General features: G+C 68.4%; 15 protein-coding genes and 1 tRNA gene. 6 read left to right on the forward strand and 10 right to left on the reverse strand.

Annotation, left to right across the window (positions count from 1 at the left end; translation table 11 throughout):
* Positions 1–13: 13 nt before the first annotated feature.
* Positions 14–763, forward strand: a complete 750-nt coding sequence (locus AC5Y3P_RS18330; protein WP_500047352.1) for an alpha/beta fold hydrolase — start codon at positions 14–16, stop codon at positions 761–763.
* Positions 764–839: 76 nt separating this feature from the next.
* On the opposite strand, the gene AC5Y3P_RS18335 is transcribed toward AC5Y3P_RS18330, so the two are convergent.
* Positions 840–916, reverse strand: a tRNA-Ile gene (locus tag AC5Y3P_RS18335).
* 139 nt (positions 917–1,055) lie between these two features.
* Between AC5Y3P_RS18335 and AC5Y3P_RS18340 the strand changes: the two genes are divergently transcribed.
* Together AC5Y3P_RS18340 and AC5Y3P_RS18345 are read left to right on the forward strand one after the other, a co-directional pair.
* Positions 1,056–1,466, forward strand: a complete 411-nt coding sequence (locus tag AC5Y3P_RS18340; RefSeq protein ID WP_500047353.1) for a hypothetical protein — start codon at positions 1,056–1,058, stop codon at positions 1,464–1,466.
* Positions 1,467–1,527: 61 nt separating this feature from the next.
* Positions 1,528–2,598 (forward strand): threonine aldolase family protein, encoded by a 1,071-nt coding sequence (locus AC5Y3P_RS18345; protein ID WP_500047354.1) that lies wholly within the window; start codon positions 1,528–1,530, stop codon positions 2,596–2,598.
* On the opposite strand, the gene AC5Y3P_RS18350 is transcribed toward AC5Y3P_RS18345, so the two are convergent.
* The 7 genes from AC5Y3P_RS18350 to AC5Y3P_RS18380 all read right to left on the reverse strand — a co-directional run bounded on the left by AC5Y3P_RS18350 (position 2,586) and on the right by AC5Y3P_RS18380 (position 10,339).
* Positions 2,586–2,993, reverse strand: coding sequence for a RidA family protein (locus tag AC5Y3P_RS18350; RefSeq protein WP_500047355.1), 408 nt, complete (start codon positions 2,991–2,993; stop codon positions 2,586–2,588). The genes AC5Y3P_RS18345 and AC5Y3P_RS18350 overlap by 13 nt on opposite strands.
* A 12-nt stretch (positions 2,994–3,005) precedes the next feature.
* Positions 3,006–3,815, reverse strand: a complete 810-nt coding sequence (locus AC5Y3P_RS18355; RefSeq protein ID WP_500047356.1) for a carboxymuconolactone decarboxylase family protein — start codon at positions 3,813–3,815, stop codon at positions 3,006–3,008.
* Between the two features lie 164 nt (positions 3,816–3,979).
* Positions 3,980–5,353 carry a metallopeptidase TldD-related protein gene (locus AC5Y3P_RS18360; protein ID WP_500047357.1) on the reverse strand — a complete coding sequence of 458 codons (1,374 nt, stop codon included), beginning with the start codon at positions 5,351–5,353 and terminating at the stop codon, positions 3,980–3,982.
* On the reverse strand, positions 5,350–6,867 hold the full coding sequence (locus AC5Y3P_RS18365; RefSeq protein ID WP_500047358.1) for a TldD/PmbA family protein: 1,518 nt from the start codon (positions 6,865–6,867) through the stop codon (positions 5,350–5,352). The genes AC5Y3P_RS18360 and AC5Y3P_RS18365 overlap by 4 nt, the downstream gene beginning before the upstream one ends.
* Positions 6,868–6,896: 29 nt before the next feature.
* On the reverse strand, positions 6,897–7,361 hold the full coding sequence (locus tag AC5Y3P_RS18370; protein ID WP_500047359.1) for a GreA/GreB family elongation factor: 465 nt from the start codon (positions 7,359–7,361) through the stop codon (positions 6,897–6,899).
* A 113-nt stretch (positions 7,362–7,474) separates the two neighbouring features.
* Positions 7,475–8,731 (reverse strand): NAD(P)/FAD-dependent oxidoreductase, encoded by a 1,257-nt coding sequence (locus tag AC5Y3P_RS18375; RefSeq protein ID WP_500047360.1) that lies wholly within the window; start codon positions 8,729–8,731, stop codon positions 7,475–7,477.
* 114 nt (positions 8,732–8,845) lie between these two features.
* Positions 8,846–10,339 carry a PucR family transcriptional regulator gene (locus tag AC5Y3P_RS18380; RefSeq protein ID WP_500047361.1) on the reverse strand — a complete coding sequence of 498 codons (1,494 nt, stop codon included), beginning with the start codon at positions 10,337–10,339 and terminating at the stop codon, positions 8,846–8,848.
* 40 nt (positions 10,340–10,379) lie between these two features.
* On the opposite strand from AC5Y3P_RS18380, the gene AC5Y3P_RS18385 reads away from it, so the two are divergent.
* Genes AC5Y3P_RS18385 through AC5Y3P_RS18395 form a run of 3 tightly spaced genes read left to right on the forward strand, consistent with a single transcriptional unit; the run spans position 10,380 to position 13,415 of the window.
* Positions 10,380–11,255, forward strand: a complete 876-nt coding sequence (locus AC5Y3P_RS18385; RefSeq protein ID WP_500047362.1) for a carbohydrate ABC transporter permease — start codon at positions 10,380–10,382, stop codon at positions 11,253–11,255.
* A complete protein-coding gene (locus tag AC5Y3P_RS18390) occupies positions 11,242–12,105 on the forward strand; it encodes a carbohydrate ABC transporter permease (protein WP_500047363.1) in 864 nt (287 codons plus the stop codon). Before AC5Y3P_RS18385 ends, AC5Y3P_RS18390 begins: the two co-directional genes overlap by 14 nt.
* Positions 12,102–13,415 carry an ABC transporter substrate-binding protein gene (locus AC5Y3P_RS18395; RefSeq protein ID WP_500047364.1) on the forward strand — a complete coding sequence of 438 codons (1,314 nt, stop codon included), beginning with the start codon at positions 12,102–12,104 and terminating at the stop codon, positions 13,413–13,415. Before AC5Y3P_RS18390 ends, AC5Y3P_RS18395 begins: the two co-directional genes overlap by 4 nt.
* A 25-nt stretch (positions 13,416–13,440) precedes the next feature.
* Here AC5Y3P_RS18395 and AC5Y3P_RS18400 read toward each other — a convergent pair whose 3' ends face one another.
* Positions 13,441–14,298, reverse strand: a complete 858-nt coding sequence (locus AC5Y3P_RS18400; protein ID WP_500047365.1) for a CbiQ family ECF transporter T component — start codon at positions 14,296–14,298, stop codon at positions 13,441–13,443.
* Positions 14,295–16,388 (reverse strand): ABC transporter ATP-binding protein, encoded by a 2,094-nt coding sequence (locus tag AC5Y3P_RS18405; RefSeq protein WP_500047366.1) that lies wholly within the window; start codon positions 16,386–16,388, stop codon positions 14,295–14,297. Before AC5Y3P_RS18405 ends, AC5Y3P_RS18400 begins: the two co-directional genes overlap by 4 nt.
* Between the last annotated feature and the right edge of the window lie 52 nt (positions 16,389–16,440).

The raw sequence follows: 16,440 nt of genomic DNA on the forward strand, positions 1-16,440 counted from the left end.
CATCCTTTCGAACATGACCGTCGTACTGGTTCATGGCAATCCCGAGACCGACGCGATCTGGGACCCACTGGTCGATGCTCTGGCCCGTGACGACGTCGTGCGATTGTCCCCGCCGGGATTCGGCGCACCGCTGCCCGACGGCTTCGCGGCCACCTACCTCGCCTACCGGGATTGGCTCGAGGGCGAGCTGGAAAGGATCGGCGGGCCGATCGACCTCGTCGGGCACGACGTGGGCGGAATCCTCGTCGTCAACGCGATGATGCATCGACCCGAACTCGTACGCACCTGGACCACCGACTCCATCGGCATATTCGACCCCGAGTACGTCTGGCATGACCTTGCCCAGGTCTGGAAGACGCCGGAGGTGGGCGAGCAGGCGATCGAGGCCATGATGAGCACACCCGTCGAAGATTGGGTCGCCGCGATTGGGACGGTCGGAATGCCCGCCGACATCGCAACCGCAGTCGCGCAAGCCCATGGCCCGGAGATGGGACGGGCGATCTTGGCGCTGTACCGCTCGTCCGGACAGCCGGGTGCGATGGCCGAGGCGGCCGGGGGCTTGGAACGAGCCAGTGCGCGGCCAGGCTTGTCGTTGTTGTGCACCGCTGACACCTACGTCGGCTCGGAAGGGATCCGTCGCCGCGCGGCGGAGCGGGCCGGAGCGCGCACGGAAGTGCTCGACGGACTTGATCACTACTGGATGATCCAGGATCCCGCGCGCGGCGCTGCCGTGCTCACGCAATTTTGGGAAGCAGTTGGCTGACGGCGAGTTGGCCGGCCCCGACGCGGCGATCAGTTCGGACAGGTCGTTTGCGGATCGGGCACTCGCGGTGGGCTGATGGTGGGGCGGGCGGGGCTCGAACCCGCGACCAGCGGATTATGAGTCCGCGGCTCTAACCGACTGAGCTACCGCCCCCGGCGCGTTGCGCGGCCCCTATGTTCCCATGACCGGTTCGGAGTAGCGCACACCGCTCCCGTCCGCCGACCGTCCCCTCGCCTCCCGCGCCCGAGGAATGGAGGCGACAGCGCCCCGAAACCTGGCCTACATTGCCTCCATGGCCATCATCCGCGTCGTCTATTACGAGAAGTATGCGTACGAAGACGCCGTAGTGGCCGGAATGGATCAGGGCGGCGTCGTCGAGCTCAACGCCGCGATCAAGAAAGCCCAGCAACACGGCCACGCCCAGTTGAGTAACGGCGGCGTCACGCACGGGTTCGTCGTCGCCGAGGGTGGCCCAGTCGAGATCGAGTTGGGCGAGGATCACGTCAACTGGCGGCTGGATCCTCACACCGTCGACGAAATGTCCTGGATGCTGGATAGTCTCGCCGAACCCGATAGCGGTCCCGGTCATCACTACATCGACGACTTCACCGCCCCGTGTGCAACCTTGGTGCTCTCCCGCGACGAGTACGTCGGCCCGATAGCCCGCCAGAGAAACATCGTGCGCGCTTTCCTCGATGACTGACTCTGCACTCTGGCGGCCCAACGTGGAGGATGGAGCCCATCCCCGACCTGACAGGAGCCGCATGCCGCACGCCCTCCCGCCGTCGGCCCGCCGCCCCGGCACCCGTTCCGCCGCGTTCGCTTCGGACAACGCCGCACCGGCGCACCCGGCCTCGCTGGATGCGCTGACCAGGGCCAACGCTGGTTTCGCGCTGGCCTACGGCAACGACCCGACCACCGCTCGGGCCGCCGATGCGCTGCGCATTACGTTCGCCGCGCCCGAGGCCGAAGTGCTGTTCGCGTTCACCGGGACCGCCGCCAACATCATCGCGTTGACCGCCGCCACCGCACCGTGGCAGGAGATCCTGTGCAGCGACATCGCGCACTCCTTGCTCGACGAGGCCGGCGGCCCGGTCCGGCTCTCCGGCGCGCAGTTGACCGCACTGCCCAGCGACGACGGCCTGATCTCCCCCACCGAACTGGACAAGCGGGTCGCGCGCCGCGGCGATGTGCATCACTCCCAGCCGGCGGTGGTCACGCTGACCCAATCCACCGAGAACGGTCGGGTGTGGTCGACGGCCCAGATCGCGGAATTCGTCGACCACGCCCACGAACTCGGCTTCGTGGTGCATGTCGACGGCTCTCGGATCGCCAATGCTGTTGCCGCCTTGGGATGTTCACCCGCAGAAGCGGTCGGTGACGCCGACGTCGTCACGGTCGGCGGCACCAAGAACGGAATGCTGTTCGGGGACGCGGTGTTGATCCGCCGGCCCGAGCTGTTCTCCGGTATCAGGTTCGTGCAGAAGCAGATCGGGCACCTGGCCAGCAAGCAACGCTATGCCGCAGCACAATTCGAGCAGTTTTTCACCGACGATCTCTGGCTGCGCAACGGTGCACACGCCAACGCCATGGCCACCCGACTGGCGGCCGGTCTGACAGAACTGGGGCTGAGCTTGGCGTCGCCGGTCGAGGCCAACGAGGTGTTCGTCGACCTGGATCCCGCGGTGTTCACCGAACTGTCCGAACACTATGCCCTGCACCGGCCCGACCCGTTGGCCCCGACTGTGCGGTTCGTATGCTCCTGGGCGACGACCGATGAGCAGGTCGACGACGTGCTGAAACTGCTGCGGGACAGGCTGGTTCAGCCCAGGTAGGCAGTGGCCTCGATCTCGACCAGGAATGCGGGTCGACCCAACGCGGCGACGCCGACGACGGTGTGCGTCGGTGGTATCGACCCGGTGAACCAGCGGTGCCGGGCCGCCGAGACGACCGGCGCGTCGGCGGTATTCACCAGGTAGGTGGTGGTGGCCACGATGTCGTCCATCGTGCCGCCGGCAGCCTCGACGACCAACTTCATGTTGGTGAAGACCTGCTCCACCTGGGCTTCGATGTCTCCCTCGCCGACGATCGATCCGTCCGGCGCGAAGGCCACCATGCCGGAGATGTGCAGGGTGTCGCCCGCCCGCACACCGTAGGAGTAATTGCTCGGCGCGGCACCTTCGGCGGGCAACTCGGCGGGCATGATGGCTTCGATGCGACGTTCCGGCATGACTCTCCTGACCTAGACCTGGTCCTGGTATTGCGGCAGCCCGTCGGGACCGAGCCGATAGCGTTCGGTGCCCTGCGTGACTCGCGGTTGGTCGAACCCGAGGGACACCGCAACCTTGTTGCACGCGTTGCGCATGACGTCCAAGGTGAGCTCGACGGCTTCGGCTTGCGAGAAGTACATCCGCAGTTCGTCGGCGTTCACCTGCGCCGGGGTCCAGATCAGTGCGTCGACGTAGCGCAGCGCGGCCTGGTGGCGTGCCGACAGCGACGAATTCTCGAAACCGTCGATCGCGTCGTAGATCGACTCTGACCCACCGGCATCCAGCGCACCGACCTCACGCAGCGACTTGCACAGCCGGCAGTTGTGCTGTCGGGCCCCGCGCAACCGGATCAGTTCGGTGGTCAGCGGATCCAACGCCTGCATCCGGCCAACCGCCGCGACGAACGTCTCCAGCAGGTAGCCACCCGGCGAGGTGTCGTGATCCCATTCGACGGATGCGAAGTCGGCGTCGATGCCGATTGCCTGCAGACCGGCCCGCACCCGCGGGCCGAAATCTGCGATGAAGATCAACGCCGTCACGTCCAAGACGTCGGACTGCGTGGCATCGGCGAGGGCCTGACGCTGCTCAACAGTGATCGCGGAAACGTCGACGCTGAACTGTTCGGCGAACTCACCGATGCTCGGATCGACCGGGCCGCCGCCGGATTCGGCCGGCAACGCGGGCAGGCGCAGCGTCGTCGCACAGATTTCGCGGACGCCGGCGTTGACGTCGGACAGTTTCGGCGGCCACAACGCCACCAGGCGGGTCAGCTCGTCGAGCATCCGTCCAGTGTGCCCGCACGGACGCCGTTCAGCTGACGAATCGCTACCGTCGTGACTGCCGATTGATACGGGCACCGCGGCATGTCGCGTATGAAACCGCAGGCTCGGCGCGCGAGGGCGGGAGTTACCGTCCGAGGGCGGGAGTTACCGTCCGAGGGCGGGAGTTACTGCGCCTGGCTCACCGACGACATGTGGAAGTCCGGGATCACCAGCGCGGGCATCGCGGCGCGGTTGAACCAGTCGCCCCATTCCCGCGGCAAGGTCACCTCGGTGGCCGACGCGGCAGCGGCTCGGCGCAGCAGATCCAGCGGGGATTCGTTGAACCGGAAGTTGTTCACGGCCGCAACCACTTCACCGTCCTCGACCAGGTACACCCCGTCGCGGGTCAGCCCGGTCAGTAGCAGCGTGGTCGGGTCGACGGTACGGATGTACCACAAGGTGGTCAGCAGCAGACCGCGCTCGCAACCGGCAACCAGATCAGCCACCTCGCCACTGCCCCCGGTCATCAGCAGGTTGGTGCACGGAACCGCGACCGGCGCCGCGAACTCGGCGGCCGCCGCGCGCGAGTAGGCCAGCGCGTTGATCGTGCCGTCTCGAATCCAGTCCACCCGACCGACATCGAGACCGTTGTCGAAGACCGAACTGCTCTCCGAGGACGCCTCGGCGGTGACGAACGGCGCGCACTCCAGGCCGGGCGCGCCCGGATCGGAGTACAAGGTCAACCCGAGATCGCTGAGCTTCTCCCCCACTCGGGTTCCACCGCCGGGTGCGGACAGCGCGGTACGGCCCTCCTGCGCACCGCGGCCCTCCATGCTCCAGAACAGGTAGATCATCATATCGGCGACCGTCGAGGCCGGCATGATCGTGCGATACCGACCCGCGGGCAGTTCCACGGTGCGCGCCGACCAGTCCAGCCGCGTCGACAAGTCGGTCAGCATCGCATCGACCGGCACGTCGGCGAACCACGGTGTCCCCACCCCGGCCCAGGCGCTGCCGCCAGCACGTTTTGCGTTGATCTCCACCGAACCCGTCGGCTGGGTGAACCGGCGCCGCAACCCGGTTGAGGTACCCAGGTAGCTGGTCTCCACGACGTGGTGGGCGAACCCGTAAAGCGTGTCGTGTCCGCGGAATCCGCGGCTCAACGCCCCGGCCACATCGCCGAACACATCGGCCGCGGTGCCGGTCGACGCGGCATCCCAATCCGCGGGGCCACCATCACCGTCGAGCAGCGCGAATGAATCCCGGGCCTCTGGCGCAGCGGCTGCCGCGTCCTGGGAGGCCGCGACCAGGTCCGGCAGCGCGGCCGGATCCACGTCGCTGGTCTGCACCGACCCGACATGCGCGCGCTCGCCGCGCCACACGATCGAGATCACCGTCGTGGTCCGGCTGATCGATTCACCGTTGGTGGTCATCGAGTTTCCGGCCCAGCGCAGCGAAGCCTCGGAACGATCGGACACCAGCACGATGGTCTGATCGGCGCGACCGCGGCGGGCGGCTTCGGCCAGCACCGTGTCGATGGCCTGCTGCGCGCTGATCACTTTGCGCCCCCTTCTTCGCGGGTGTTGAGCACGTTGATGCCGCGGAACAGTGCCGACGGGCAGCCGTGGCTGACCGGCGCCACCTGTCCGGGTTGGGCCTTGCCGCAGTTGAACGCCCCACCGAGGCGCCAGGTCGACGCCCCGCCAACGGCTTCCATCGCATTCCAGAAGTCGGTAGTGGTGGCCTGGTAGGCGACGTCACGCAGCTGGCCATCGAGCTTGCCGTCGCGGATCCGGAAAAACCGCTGCCCGGTGAACTGAAAGTTGTACCGCTGCATGTCGATCGACCAGGATTTGTCGCCGACGATGTAGATGCCGTCGGGCACCCGGGCGATCAGATCCGCGGTGCTGAGGTCCTCGGCACCGGGCTGCAGGCTGACGTTGGCCATCCGCTGGATCGGCACGTGGTGCGGCGAATCGGCATACGAGCAACCGTTGGACCGCGTCAACCCGAGCCGGGGCGCGAAGACCCGGTCGAGCTGATAGCCGACGAACATGCCGTCGCGCACCAGATCCCAACTCTGCGCGGCCACCCCCTCGTCGTCGTAACCGACCGAGGCCAAACCGTATTCGACGGTGCGGTCGGCGGTCACGTTCATCACCGATGAGCCGTAGCGCAGCACATCGAGCTTGTCCGGGGTGGCGAACGAGGTGCCGGCGTAGGCGGCCTCGTACCCGATCGCGCGGTCGTATTCGGTGGCGTGCCCGATGGATTCGTGGATGGTCAGCCACAGGTTCGACGGGTCGATGACCAAATCGGTGGGCCCGGCGACCACACTGGGCGCCTTGACCTTCTCGGCGAGCAGCACCGGCAGCTCGGCCAGTTCCGATGTCCAGTCCCACACCTCGTCGGAGACGACGACTTCCCAACCGCGCCCGCTCGGCGGGCACAACGTCCGCATCGATTCGAAGCTGCCGGCGGCAGCGTCGACGGCGACCGCGTCCAGCGTGGGCTGCACCCGCACCCGCTGCTGGGTGATCGAAGAACCGAAGGTGTCGGCGTAGAAGGTCTGCTCCTTGACCGCATTCAGCGAGGTCGACACGTGGTCGACGCCGTCGGCGGCCAGCAGTCGCTGCGAGTACTCATCCAGCACAGCGATCTTGTCCGCGGTGGACACCGTGAACGGGTCGATCTGGTAGTTCGACACCCAGCGGGCGTCGCGGTAGACCGGTTCGTCGGCCAGTTCGATGCGTTCGGCGTTCAGCGGAGCCAGGGTGCGCGCCACCGCGACCGCGCGGCGCGCGGTGTGCGCGGCGACGTCCGGGGTCAGCTCTGCGTGCGAGGCGAAACCCCAGGTTCCGTCGACAATGACACGCACCGCCAGCCCGATCTCGGTGCTGGTCACCGCGGTCTCGAGCTCGCCGTCGCGCAGCTGCACGATCTCCCCGGCGATCCGGTGGATGCGCAGGTCGGCGTAGCTGGCTCCAGCGGCCTTCGCCGCGCTCAGCGCAGCGTCGGCGAGTTGCTGCCGGGGCAGGTCTAGGAAGTCGGCGTCGACGTCACGAACACTCACGGCTCCCCACCGTAGCGGGGAGCCGTAAGTCAGGCGGGCAGCGCCGAGTCCGTGTCCTTGTGCAGGCCGTAGGGCACCGCTGACACCAGGGTCACCTCGGCCTTGCCACCGTTGGGCAGCTCATAGGTCCGGGTCTCGCCGGGGCGGGCACCCATCAGCGCAGCACCCAACGGCGAGTCCACCGAGTAGACCTCGATGTCGCCGAAGTCGGCGCCGCGCACGCCGAGCAGGAAGGTTTCGACGTCGTCGTCGTCATCGCCGTAGCGCACGGTGCAGACCATGCCGGGTTCGGCGATACCGTCGTTGGGCGGATCCTCGCCGACGACCGCGTCGCCGAGCATGTCGTGGATCTGCCGGATCCGGTTCTGCATGGCCTGACGCTCATCGAGGGCACCGGCGTCGTCGCTAGAAGCGGTCTCCTCCAACGCCGCTCGCAGTTCGTTCACCTCGTCCTGCAGTTTCTCGCGGGCGGCTGGGGTAAGCCAGACAGTCATCGTGGGTCTCCTCAAGGTTGGTAGGGATGATCGTTGGTTGTTTTCGTTTCGAACGGGTTTGCCGTCAGGTGCGACGGACCGCGGTCTGGCGCACCTGGCAACTGTGAGAAAAGTCAGCGCAGCGGGTCGAACTCGCGGAGTGCGTCGGGTTGCTTGCCGGTGGTGATCTGTTCGGCCAAGGCCCGACCCGTTACCGGGCCGTGGGTTAGACCCCACATGCCATGTCCGCCAGCCATATACACACCTGGACGGACTTTCCCGATCAACGGTCGTCCGTCGGTGGTCACCGGACGTGGCCCCACCCAGACGTCTTCGCGTTTGTCCCAGTCCACGCCTTCGAGATAGCGCTGCGCGGCGTCGACGATGGCGTCCACCCGGGCCGGGACGATCGGGTCGTCGGGGCCGAGGAACTCCATGGTGCCTGCGATTCGCAGCCCGTCCCGATAGGGAGTGGCCACCACCCGAACCGGCGGCAGATACAGCGGACCGTACACCGGCCGGTCGATCGGCACGGTGAACGAATAGCCGCGACCGGCGCGCACCGGGACCTTGACCCACGGCTTGACCAGTTCGGAGATCCACGCCCCGGTGGCGACGACGACGGCGTCGGCGGTCAACTTGGGTCCGTCGACTCCGTCGGTGCCAAACACCATGGCGCCGTGGTTTGTTGAGGTCACGGCACCGACGCGCATCTGCTCCAGGCGCGCACCGCGTTCCAGCACGGCAGCACCGAGCGCGGTGACGAACTGACCCGGATCGACATAGCGCTGATGATTGATCGACAACGCGTTGCCGACGGTGCGCGAGGCCAGCGGAATCCGTTCGTGCAGTTCCTCATCGGGGATCACGCGCACGTCGATCGACTGTCCGGCGCGTTCCAGCGCACGCAGTTCGTCGCGCAGTTCCAGCAGGTCGGCGTCGAACCGGAACAGCGCGGTGATCGCGGCGTCGTGGATCTCGACGTCCACACCGTTGGTGGTCAGCACGTCGAAGGCTTCGAAGCACTCGTCGTTGAAGGGCAGGTTGGCCGCGACGTTGCGCCGCGCGTTCTTGTGCGTACAGCGACGCGCGAAGCCGGCCAGGAACTTGGCCAGTCCCAGGTTGGGGCGCAGCGGCACACTCAGCGGCGCGGCCGGGTCCAGCAGCGAACTCATGCCGTAGCGCAGCACGGCGGGTTGGTTCAGCGGCAGGGTCAGGGCAGGCGAGATCCAGCCGGCATTACCCCAGGAGGCACCCGCGCCGATGCCGTCGCGGTCCACCACCGTGACCTCGACGCCGCGTTCCTGCAGGAACCATGCCGTGGACAGGCCGACGACCCCGGCCCCGACGACGATCACCGAACGAGGGCCGCCGTCGATGCGTTCGACCATGCTGCACCTCCAACGATTGATCGGTCCGCTTCATATCCATGATCGTCGCCACGACCTGCCGAACCATTGCGAAAATCGACAACCACGGGTTTTCTGATTGTCGGCTCTCGACAATTATAGCGCAGCGAGCTCGATCATCATGGCCAAACGCTTACGCGGATCGTCCAGTCCTAGCTGCGTGACCTCGGCAATCTTGCGCAACCGGTACCGCACGGTGTTCTCGTGCACGCCCAAAGCGGCCCCGGCGGCCACCGGATCGCCCTGCGCCTCCAGCCAGGCCCGCAGCGTCGCGAGGTAGGGCGTGCCGTTCTCGTCGTCGTGTCGAGCCAGGTCAGCGACCGGTCCGCGGGTCGGGGCCCGACCCGATCCGGCGGCGGCGCGCAGCCGCTGCAGCAGCACGTCGTCCCAGCATTCGTCGTAGGCGGGCACGGTGTGCTCGTCGGAGTGCTGGTGCAACGCCAGGCATTCGTCGGCCTCGCGGCGCGCGGCGGCCAGCTCGGTCACCCCGGCCGGCCCACTGATCCCGGCGAGCACGTCGGCCTGACCGGGCAGCGCCTCCTGCAGGGCCGCGACCCAGCGCCGCGCGGTCTCGGCGTCCACCCCGGGCAACACGGTGTAGATCGTGGTCTCGGCCAGTGCGCTGCGGCCCGGCCGGGACCAGCCGAACCCCGAGGTGGCGTACTCGAAGGCGACCAGCGGGGCCAGCTGCGGCTCACCGGCGATCCGGGCCCGCGCGGCGATCACCCGCAGCTGCTCGGCGCCCAGCCCGAGCCGGCTGGCCACCGTCGCCGCGTCCGGGGCTCCGTCGAGTAGCCGCAGCACCGACTCGGACTCGACCTGCCGTTCCAGATCGGCGCTGGCCCGCGAACGCATCAAATGCAGCGCCACGGTGCGCCCGCCGGTACGCAACGCGTCGAGCGCGGCGCCCTGCAGCGGTTCGCTGCTGCTCACCCACACCGAGCCGAGCAGTTCGCGGCCCACCCGGGCAGCGACCACCATCCGGCCGGCCAGGCCCAGCTCGGGTTCGGGTGCGACGAACAGCGGCTCGTCGGAGCCGGCCAGGTGCGCGGCCACACCGTGCTGCTCGAAGTGCTCGACCAGCGCCGCGGGTGTGCGCCGGTCCAGAATGGCCTGCACCCGGGCCGGGTCGGCGTCGTGCCTGCGCGAGTACGCCAGCACCTGGGCGCGGCGACCTTCGATCACCAGTGGGGCGCCGATGGTTTCGGCCAGACTGTCGGCGAGCGCGAACAAGTCGGTGGGTCCGCGCCCGGATTCGGTTTCCCGGCCCTCCAGCACCAACCCGTAGACCACCGCGGCGATCTCGCTCCACGGCACGTGCTCGCCGACGGTCAGCACGGCGACGTCGTCGGGAACGTGGGCGGCTTCTGCACTTTCGGCGCGCACCAACACCGCGGCCGCGGCGGCATCGCGCGCCCACCCCACAGCCTCGGTCACCGACTCGGCGCCGATGGCCAACAGCAGGTCACCGCGCATGGCCGGTTCCGGGATCACCACCGAACGCAACTCCACCGAGCGGGGCACCGCGCCCAGGCGCGCGACGACGCCATATCCGCCAACCACGTTCACCAACCGGTCCAGGGTGATCACCTTGGCAGCGTAGCGACGGTTTAATGAGCAGATGCTCGGCATGGCCAAACCTCGCGCGCGCCGCGACACCGCGCTCGGCTATGCGTTGCTGGCGCCCAGCCTGTTCGGGGTGTGCACGTTCCTGCTGCTGCCGATGCTGGTGGTGTTGTGGCTCAGCCTGCACCGCTGGGATCTGCTCGGCCCGATCAGCTATGTCGGCCTGGACAATTGGCGTTCGGTGCTCACCGATCCGACGTTCGGCAACTCGCTGCTGGTGACCGTGGTGTTCATCGCACTGGTGGTGCCGACGCAGATGGCGCTGGGCTTGTTCGCGGCGTCGCTGTTGGCCCGGGAGCTGCCCGGGTCGGGACTGTTCCGCACTCTGTATGTGCTGCCGTGGATTTGCGCGCCGCTGGCCATCGCGGTGCTGTGGCGCTGGATCCTGGCTCCCACCGACGGCGCGGTGAGCACGCTGCTGGGCCATCGGATCGAGTGGCTGACCGACCCGGGTTTGGCGTTGCCGGTGGTTTCGGCGGTCACGGTGTGGTCAAACGTCGGCTACACCACGTTGTTCTTCGTGGCCGGGATCCTGGCCATTCCGCCGCAGGTGTACGCCGCGGCCCGGATCGACGGGGCCAATTCCTGGCAGCGGTTCCGGTATGTCACGTTGCCGATGCTGCGCCCGACGGTGTTCTTCGTGGCGGTCACCGGGGTGGTCAGCGCCGCCCAGGTCTTCGACACCGTCTACGCGCTGACCGGTGGTGGTCCGCAGCACCGCACCGATCTGGTCGCGCACCGGATCTACGCCGAGGCGTTCGGCGCGGCCGCTATCGGCCGGGCCGCGGTGATGGCGGTGGTGTTGTTCGTCATCCTGGTGGGCATCACCGTGATCCAGCAGCTGTACTTCCGCCGACGGATCAACTATGAGCTGGCGTAACAGCGTGCGGCGAGGCGCTGGGTGGCCCGGGTGGGCGCGCCCGGGCCGCACCGCGGTGATCTATCTGTTCCTGCTGCTGGGCGCCGCGATCACGCTGGTGCCGTTCGGCATGGGCCTGTTGACCTCGTTCACCTCCGCGCAGCAGTTCGCCACCGGCACCCCGCTGTCCTGGCCGGCGCCGCCGACGCTGGCGAACTACACCGGGTTGGCCGACGCCGGGTTCGGCCGTGCGCTGGCGGTCACCGCGCTGATGACCGCGGTGATCCTGGTGTTTCAGCTGAGTTTCTCGGTGCTGGCCGCATATGCGTTCGCGCGGTTGGACTTTCCGGGCCGCGAGGCCCTGTTCTGGGTGTATGTGGCCACCCTGATGGTGCCGGCGACGGTCACCGTGGTGCCGCTGTATCTGATGATGGCCCAGGCCGGTCTGCGAAACACGTTCTGGGCGTTGGTGTTGCCGTTCCTGTTCGGTTCGCCGTATGCGATCTTCTTGCTGCGCGAATACTTCCGCTCCATCCCGAACGATCTGATCGCGGCGGCCCGCCTGGACGGCGCCAACACGTTGGACATTCTGGTGCACGTGGTGCTGCCGGCCAGTAAACCGATCCTGGTCACGTTGACGTTGATCACCGTTGTTTCGCAGTGGAATTCGTTCCTGTGGCCGTTGGTGATCACCAGCGGCGAGAAGTGGCGGGTGCTGACCGTGGCGACCGCGGGCCTACAGTCGCAGTACAACGCGCAGTGGACGGTGGTGATGGCCGCGACCACGGTGGCGATCGTGCCGCTGGTGGCGTTGTTCCTGGTGTTCCAGCGGCAGATGGTCCGCTCGATCGTGCTGACGGGCCTGAAATGACCCGTCCCCGGTTTTCCACGCTGTTCGTCACCGCCCTGGCGCTGCTGGGCGTGCTGCTGCTGGTCGCCGCGATCCTGATGGGCCGCAGCAGTGCACCCGAGGGCAAGACGGTCTTGACAGTGCGGTTGTGGGATCCACAGGTGGCCGCGGCCTACCGGCAGTCCTTCGAGGCGTTCGGCGCCGCCCATCCGGACATCGAGGTGCACGTCGATGTGGTCTCCTACGCCAGCTACTTCGACACGTTACGCACCGACGTGGCCGGCGGCAGTGCGGCCGACGTGTTCTGGTTGAGCAACTCCTATTTCGCCGAGTACGCCGACAGCGGCCGGCTGCTGCCGATCGACCCGTCGCCGACCTGGGAACCCGCCGTCGTCGAACAGTTCACCCGCAACCAAACCCTGTGGGGTGTACCGCAACTGACTGACGCCGGGATCGCGGTGTACTACAACGCCGACCTGCTGGCCGCCGCCGGGCTGAGCCCGCAGGATCTGGCCGACCTGCGCTGGGGCGGGCCGGCGGACACTTTGCGCTCGACGGCCGCCCGGCTCACCCTGGACGCCTCCGGTCGGCGCGCCGATCAGCCCGGGTTCGACCCGAGCCGGATCCGGCAGTGGGGCTACAACGCGGCCAACGACTTTCAGGGCATCTACTTGAACTTCCTGGCGTCGGCCGGCGGGCAGTTCCACGACGGGCAACGCTTCGACTTCGCCAGCCCGGCCGGCGAGTTCGCCTTCGGTTATCTGGTGGACCTGATCAACCGCGACCACGTCGCCCCGAGTGCGGCCGACACCAACGACAACGGGGATTTCTCCCGCAACCAGTTCCTGGCCGGGCGGATGGCGCTGTTCCAGTCCGGCACCTACAACCTGGCCAATGTCGCCGAATCGGCCCAATTCGACTGGGGTGTGGCGATGTTGCCCACCGGCCCAGCCGGACGGGTCAGCGTCACCAACGGCATCGTCGCGGCCGGCAACGCCGCCAGTGCCCACCCGGAAGCGGTCCGACGGCTGCTGGGCTGGCTCGGCAGCACCGCCGGAAACCGCTACGTCGCCGAATCGGGTGCCGCGATCCCCGCCGTGCTCGACGCGCAGCCGGCCTACCTGGACTACTGGGCGGGGCGCGGCGTCGACGTCGGCCCGTTCTTCGACGCCCTCGACGGACCGCATGTCAGCGCGCCCGGCGGCACCGGCTTCGCCGCCGGATATCAGGCGATCAAACCGTATTTCGCCGAGATGTTCCTGGGCCGGCTCCCGGTGCCGGACGCGCTGCGCCACGCCCAGCAGGCCGCCAACGAGGCGGCGGCGCGGTAGCTTTTTGGGGGCGGCGGGGTGACACTCAGGAGTTGGGCGTCGGAACGGTCTTGAGCACGAACACCTCGAAGCAGATCGAGCCGATGCAGGCCAGCGCCACGACCGCGAGCACGATCCAGTCCCGTCGCTGCGGGCCGGCCGGGTTCGCGGCGAACTGCCCGGTGCCGCCGCGCGCGGTGATGGCGTCGCCCATCTCGTCGCCGCGGCGCAGCGCTGCGGTGATCGCCGCGGCCAGCAGGTCGACCAGTTCGAAGCCGACCCGACGCATCCGGGCCCAGCGGCGCGGCAGCACCGGCCGGGGCCGCAACCGCCGCGCGGCGTACAGCACCCGGAACTCGTCGATCAGCATCGGGAAGGACCGCAGCGCCAAGGCGGTGGCGACCGCCCAGTCGCCGACCGGGATGCGCAGCGCACGCAGCGGCCGGCCCAGTTTGGCGATCGCGGGCGCGATGTCGGCGACCTTGGTGGTCCAGGACACCATCATGCACAAACCCAACAACACGATCGCCAAGGTGGTGATCCGGCTGAAGTTCAAGAATCCGCCCAGCCCCAATTCCAGTCCAGCCAGGCGCAATTCGGGTGTACCACCGGCCAGCGCCGCGGTGAACCCGCCCAGGAAGATCAAGAACCACAGCACCTTCGGGATGGTGGGTAGTGCACCGCGCGGCACCCGGGCCAGCCGGGCGGCGATCAGCACCAGCGCGCCCATCAACAGGATCGGCAGCCAGCCCGGGTAGAAGGTCAGCAGCACCGAGATGGCGAACACCACGATCAGCTTGGTGCCGGCCCACAGCCGGTGGATCACCGAATCACCCGGCACCGGGCGCAGCAGCACCACCGGCCGGGGCTGCCGACGGGTGCGGGTCTGCTCGGCAGTGCTCATGACAGCTCCCCGGCGGTCGCGGTTGGGGTTTCCAGTGCTCCGCCGCGCAGTTGCAGCACGGTCGGGCACAGCCCGTCCAAGCCGACGAAGTCGTGCGAGATGATCACCACGGTCAGCCCCGCGTTGGTGCGCAGATCCTCCAGCAGCCGCAGCAGGTTTCGTTGGCTGGCGGCGTCCAGGCCGGCCAGCGGCTCGTCGAGGATCAGCGCCTTGGGTGCGCGGGCCAGCAGACCGGCGAGCACCACGCGCCGCATCTGGCCGCCGGAGAGCTGGTCGATCCGGCGTCGGGCCAGCGCCGCATCCAATCCGACCGCGGCCAGCGCCGCCGCCACCCGCTGCTGATCGGTTGGTGAAAACCCAGCTGCTGAAGCAACTTCCAGATCCACCCGGGGCCGCATCAACTGCAGCCGCGCGGCCTGGAAGGACAGCGCCACCGCACCGCACTGCTGGCCGGCGGGCCGGCCGTCGACCAGGCAGCTGCCCGAGGTCGGGGTGATCAGCCCGGCCATGATCCAGGCCAGCGTCGACTTGCCCGAGCCGTTGCCGCCGTGGATCAGTACTCCGTCGCCGGCGTGTACGGAGAAACTGATGTCGCGCAGCGCGGTGGTGGCCCACGGTGTGCCGCGGCTGAATTCGTGGCTGACCGAGTCGAGTTCGATCACGGGTTGCCCGCCGGACACCGGAACCGCGGCGCTGGCCGCCGGCGCTGCGACCGCGTCGACCATCGAGGTGTTGTCCAACGAATCGGACAGGTTGATCACCCGGTCGGCCGACTCGGCTTCGTTGCTGTAGTGCGTGATCTGCACGACGCCCATCTGGTGCTTGGCGGTCAGCCCGGCCAGCACGTCGCGCAGCGCGTCGCGGCCGGCGGCGTCGACCATTGAGGTGACCTCGTCGGCGATCAGCAGCGCGGGTTCGCGGGCCAGCGCTCCGGCGATCGCGAGTCGCTGCAACTCGCCGCCGGACAGCCCGCCGGTGTCACGTTCGGCCATGCCGGACAGGCCGACCTCGCCGAGCAACCGGTCGACGTCGACCTGCCGGCCGGGCGGAAGGCCCCAGACGACGTCGTCGGCGACCCGGGTGCCCAACACCTGAGTTTCGGGGTGCTGCAACACGATCGCGGTGCCGCCGGCCTCGCCGAGCCCGACGCCGCCGGGGCGGACCACCTGCCCGGTGCTGGGTTCCCGGCCGGACAGGATCAACATCAAGGTGGTCTTGCCGGAGCCGTTGGCGCCGCAGATCGCGACGTGTTCGCCGACGTCGACGCCCATGCTCAGTGGCCGCAGCGCGTCGTGCTCGGCGCCCGGGTAGCGAAAGCTGACGTCGTGCAGCCGGACCGGCAGCGGGCCGGCCGAAGCCGCCGGAGTGGGCTCGAGCTTGTGCACGTCAGGGATGCCGCGCAGCCGTTCGAGTACCCGGGACAGCACCCACCAGCCGATCAGCGAGACCACCACGATCGCGAACACCGCGTAGCCGGCCACCAACAGCGGCCAGTAGTTCAGCGCACCTTCGACGCCGTCGCGGATCAGCTGGCCCGTCGCATACAGCGCGACGGCCACCGGTTCGAGGGTCTCGCCGTCGCCGATGCGTTCGCCGGCTGTCGACACCCAAGAGGCAATGGTCTCCAGGAATCGGGCGGTGCCCTGGGCGTTGGCGGTGATGGTGTCGAAGATCAGCAGACGCAGCCGGGACAGCACGGCCAGCGCGGCCACCGCGAACACCCCGAATGCCATCCCGGCGAGGATCGAGGTGAAAAACACCGTCGGGGTGCCGCGGCCCTTGCGTTTCACGATGCCGGTCAACCCGCCGATGTAGGCGCAGTTCAGCACGGTCATGAAGCCGCCGACACCGGCGACCAGGAACGCGATCGCGCCGCCGGCGAACGCCGCGGCGATCAGCACACGCAACCGGTAGCGGTAGGCCAGCAAACCCATCGGGACCATGCCCAGCAGCGATACTCCCTGGGCGAACGGGACGACGACGGCGATCACCGCGCAGGCGGCGCACAGCGCGGCCATCACCGAGGCCTGGGCCATCTCGGCGGGGCGCATCGTCCGCGACGGACGAGACGCGGCGCCGATTTCGGTCATTGCACGATTCTGCCAGTCGCGCTGATCTGCGCGTCGACCCCGGTTGCGGGCC

This window comes from Mycobacterium sp. NGS45, from assembly GCF_059812645.1.

What these genes read in the sequence shown, in the direction of transcription:
- AC5Y3P_RS18330 (WP_500047352.1), top strand. Translation starts at nt 14, where the DNA reads ATGACCGTCGTACTGGTTCATGGCAATCCCGAGACCGACGCGATCTGG.
- AC5Y3P_RS18340 (WP_500047353.1), top strand. Translation starts at nt 1,056, where the DNA reads ATGGCCATCATCCGCGTCGTCTATTACGAGAAGTATGCGTACGAAGAC.
- AC5Y3P_RS18345 (WP_500047354.1), top strand. Translation starts at nt 1,528, where the DNA reads ATGCCGCACGCCCTCCCGCCGTCGGCCCGCCGCCCCGGCACCCGTTCC.
- AC5Y3P_RS18350 (WP_500047355.1), bottom strand. Translation starts at nt 2,993, where the DNA reads ATGCCGGAACGTCGCATCGAAGCCATCATGCCCGCCGAGTTGCCCGCC.
- AC5Y3P_RS18355 (WP_500047356.1), bottom strand. Translation starts at nt 3,815, where the DNA reads ATGCTCGACGAGCTGACCCGCCTGGTGGCGTTGTGGCCGCCGAAACTG.
- AC5Y3P_RS18370 (WP_500047359.1), bottom strand. Translation starts at nt 7,361, where the DNA reads ATGACTGTCTGGCTTACCCCAGCCGCCCGCGAGAAACTGCAGGACGAG.
- AC5Y3P_RS18375 (WP_500047360.1), bottom strand. Translation starts at nt 8,731, where the DNA reads ATGGTCGAACGCATCGACGGCGGCCCTCGTTCGGTGATCGTCGTCGGG.
- AC5Y3P_RS18385 (WP_500047362.1), top strand. Translation starts at nt 10,380, where the DNA reads ATGGCCAAACCTCGCGCGCGCCGCGACACCGCGCTCGGCTATGCGTTG.
- AC5Y3P_RS18390 (WP_500047363.1), top strand. Translation starts at nt 11,242, where the DNA reads ATGAGCTGGCGTAACAGCGTGCGGCGAGGCGCTGGGTGGCCCGGGTGG.
- AC5Y3P_RS18395 (WP_500047364.1), top strand. Translation starts at nt 12,102, where the DNA reads ATGACCCGTCCCCGGTTTTCCACGCTGTTCGTCACCGCCCTGGCGCTG.
- AC5Y3P_RS18400 (WP_500047365.1), bottom strand. Translation starts at nt 14,298, where the DNA reads ATGAGCACTGCCGAGCAGACCCGCACCCGTCGGCAGCCCCGGCCGGTG.
- AC5Y3P_RS18405 (WP_500047366.1), bottom strand. Translation starts at nt 16,388, where the DNA reads ATGACCGAAATCGGCGCCGCGTCTCGTCCGTCGCGGACGATGCGCCCC.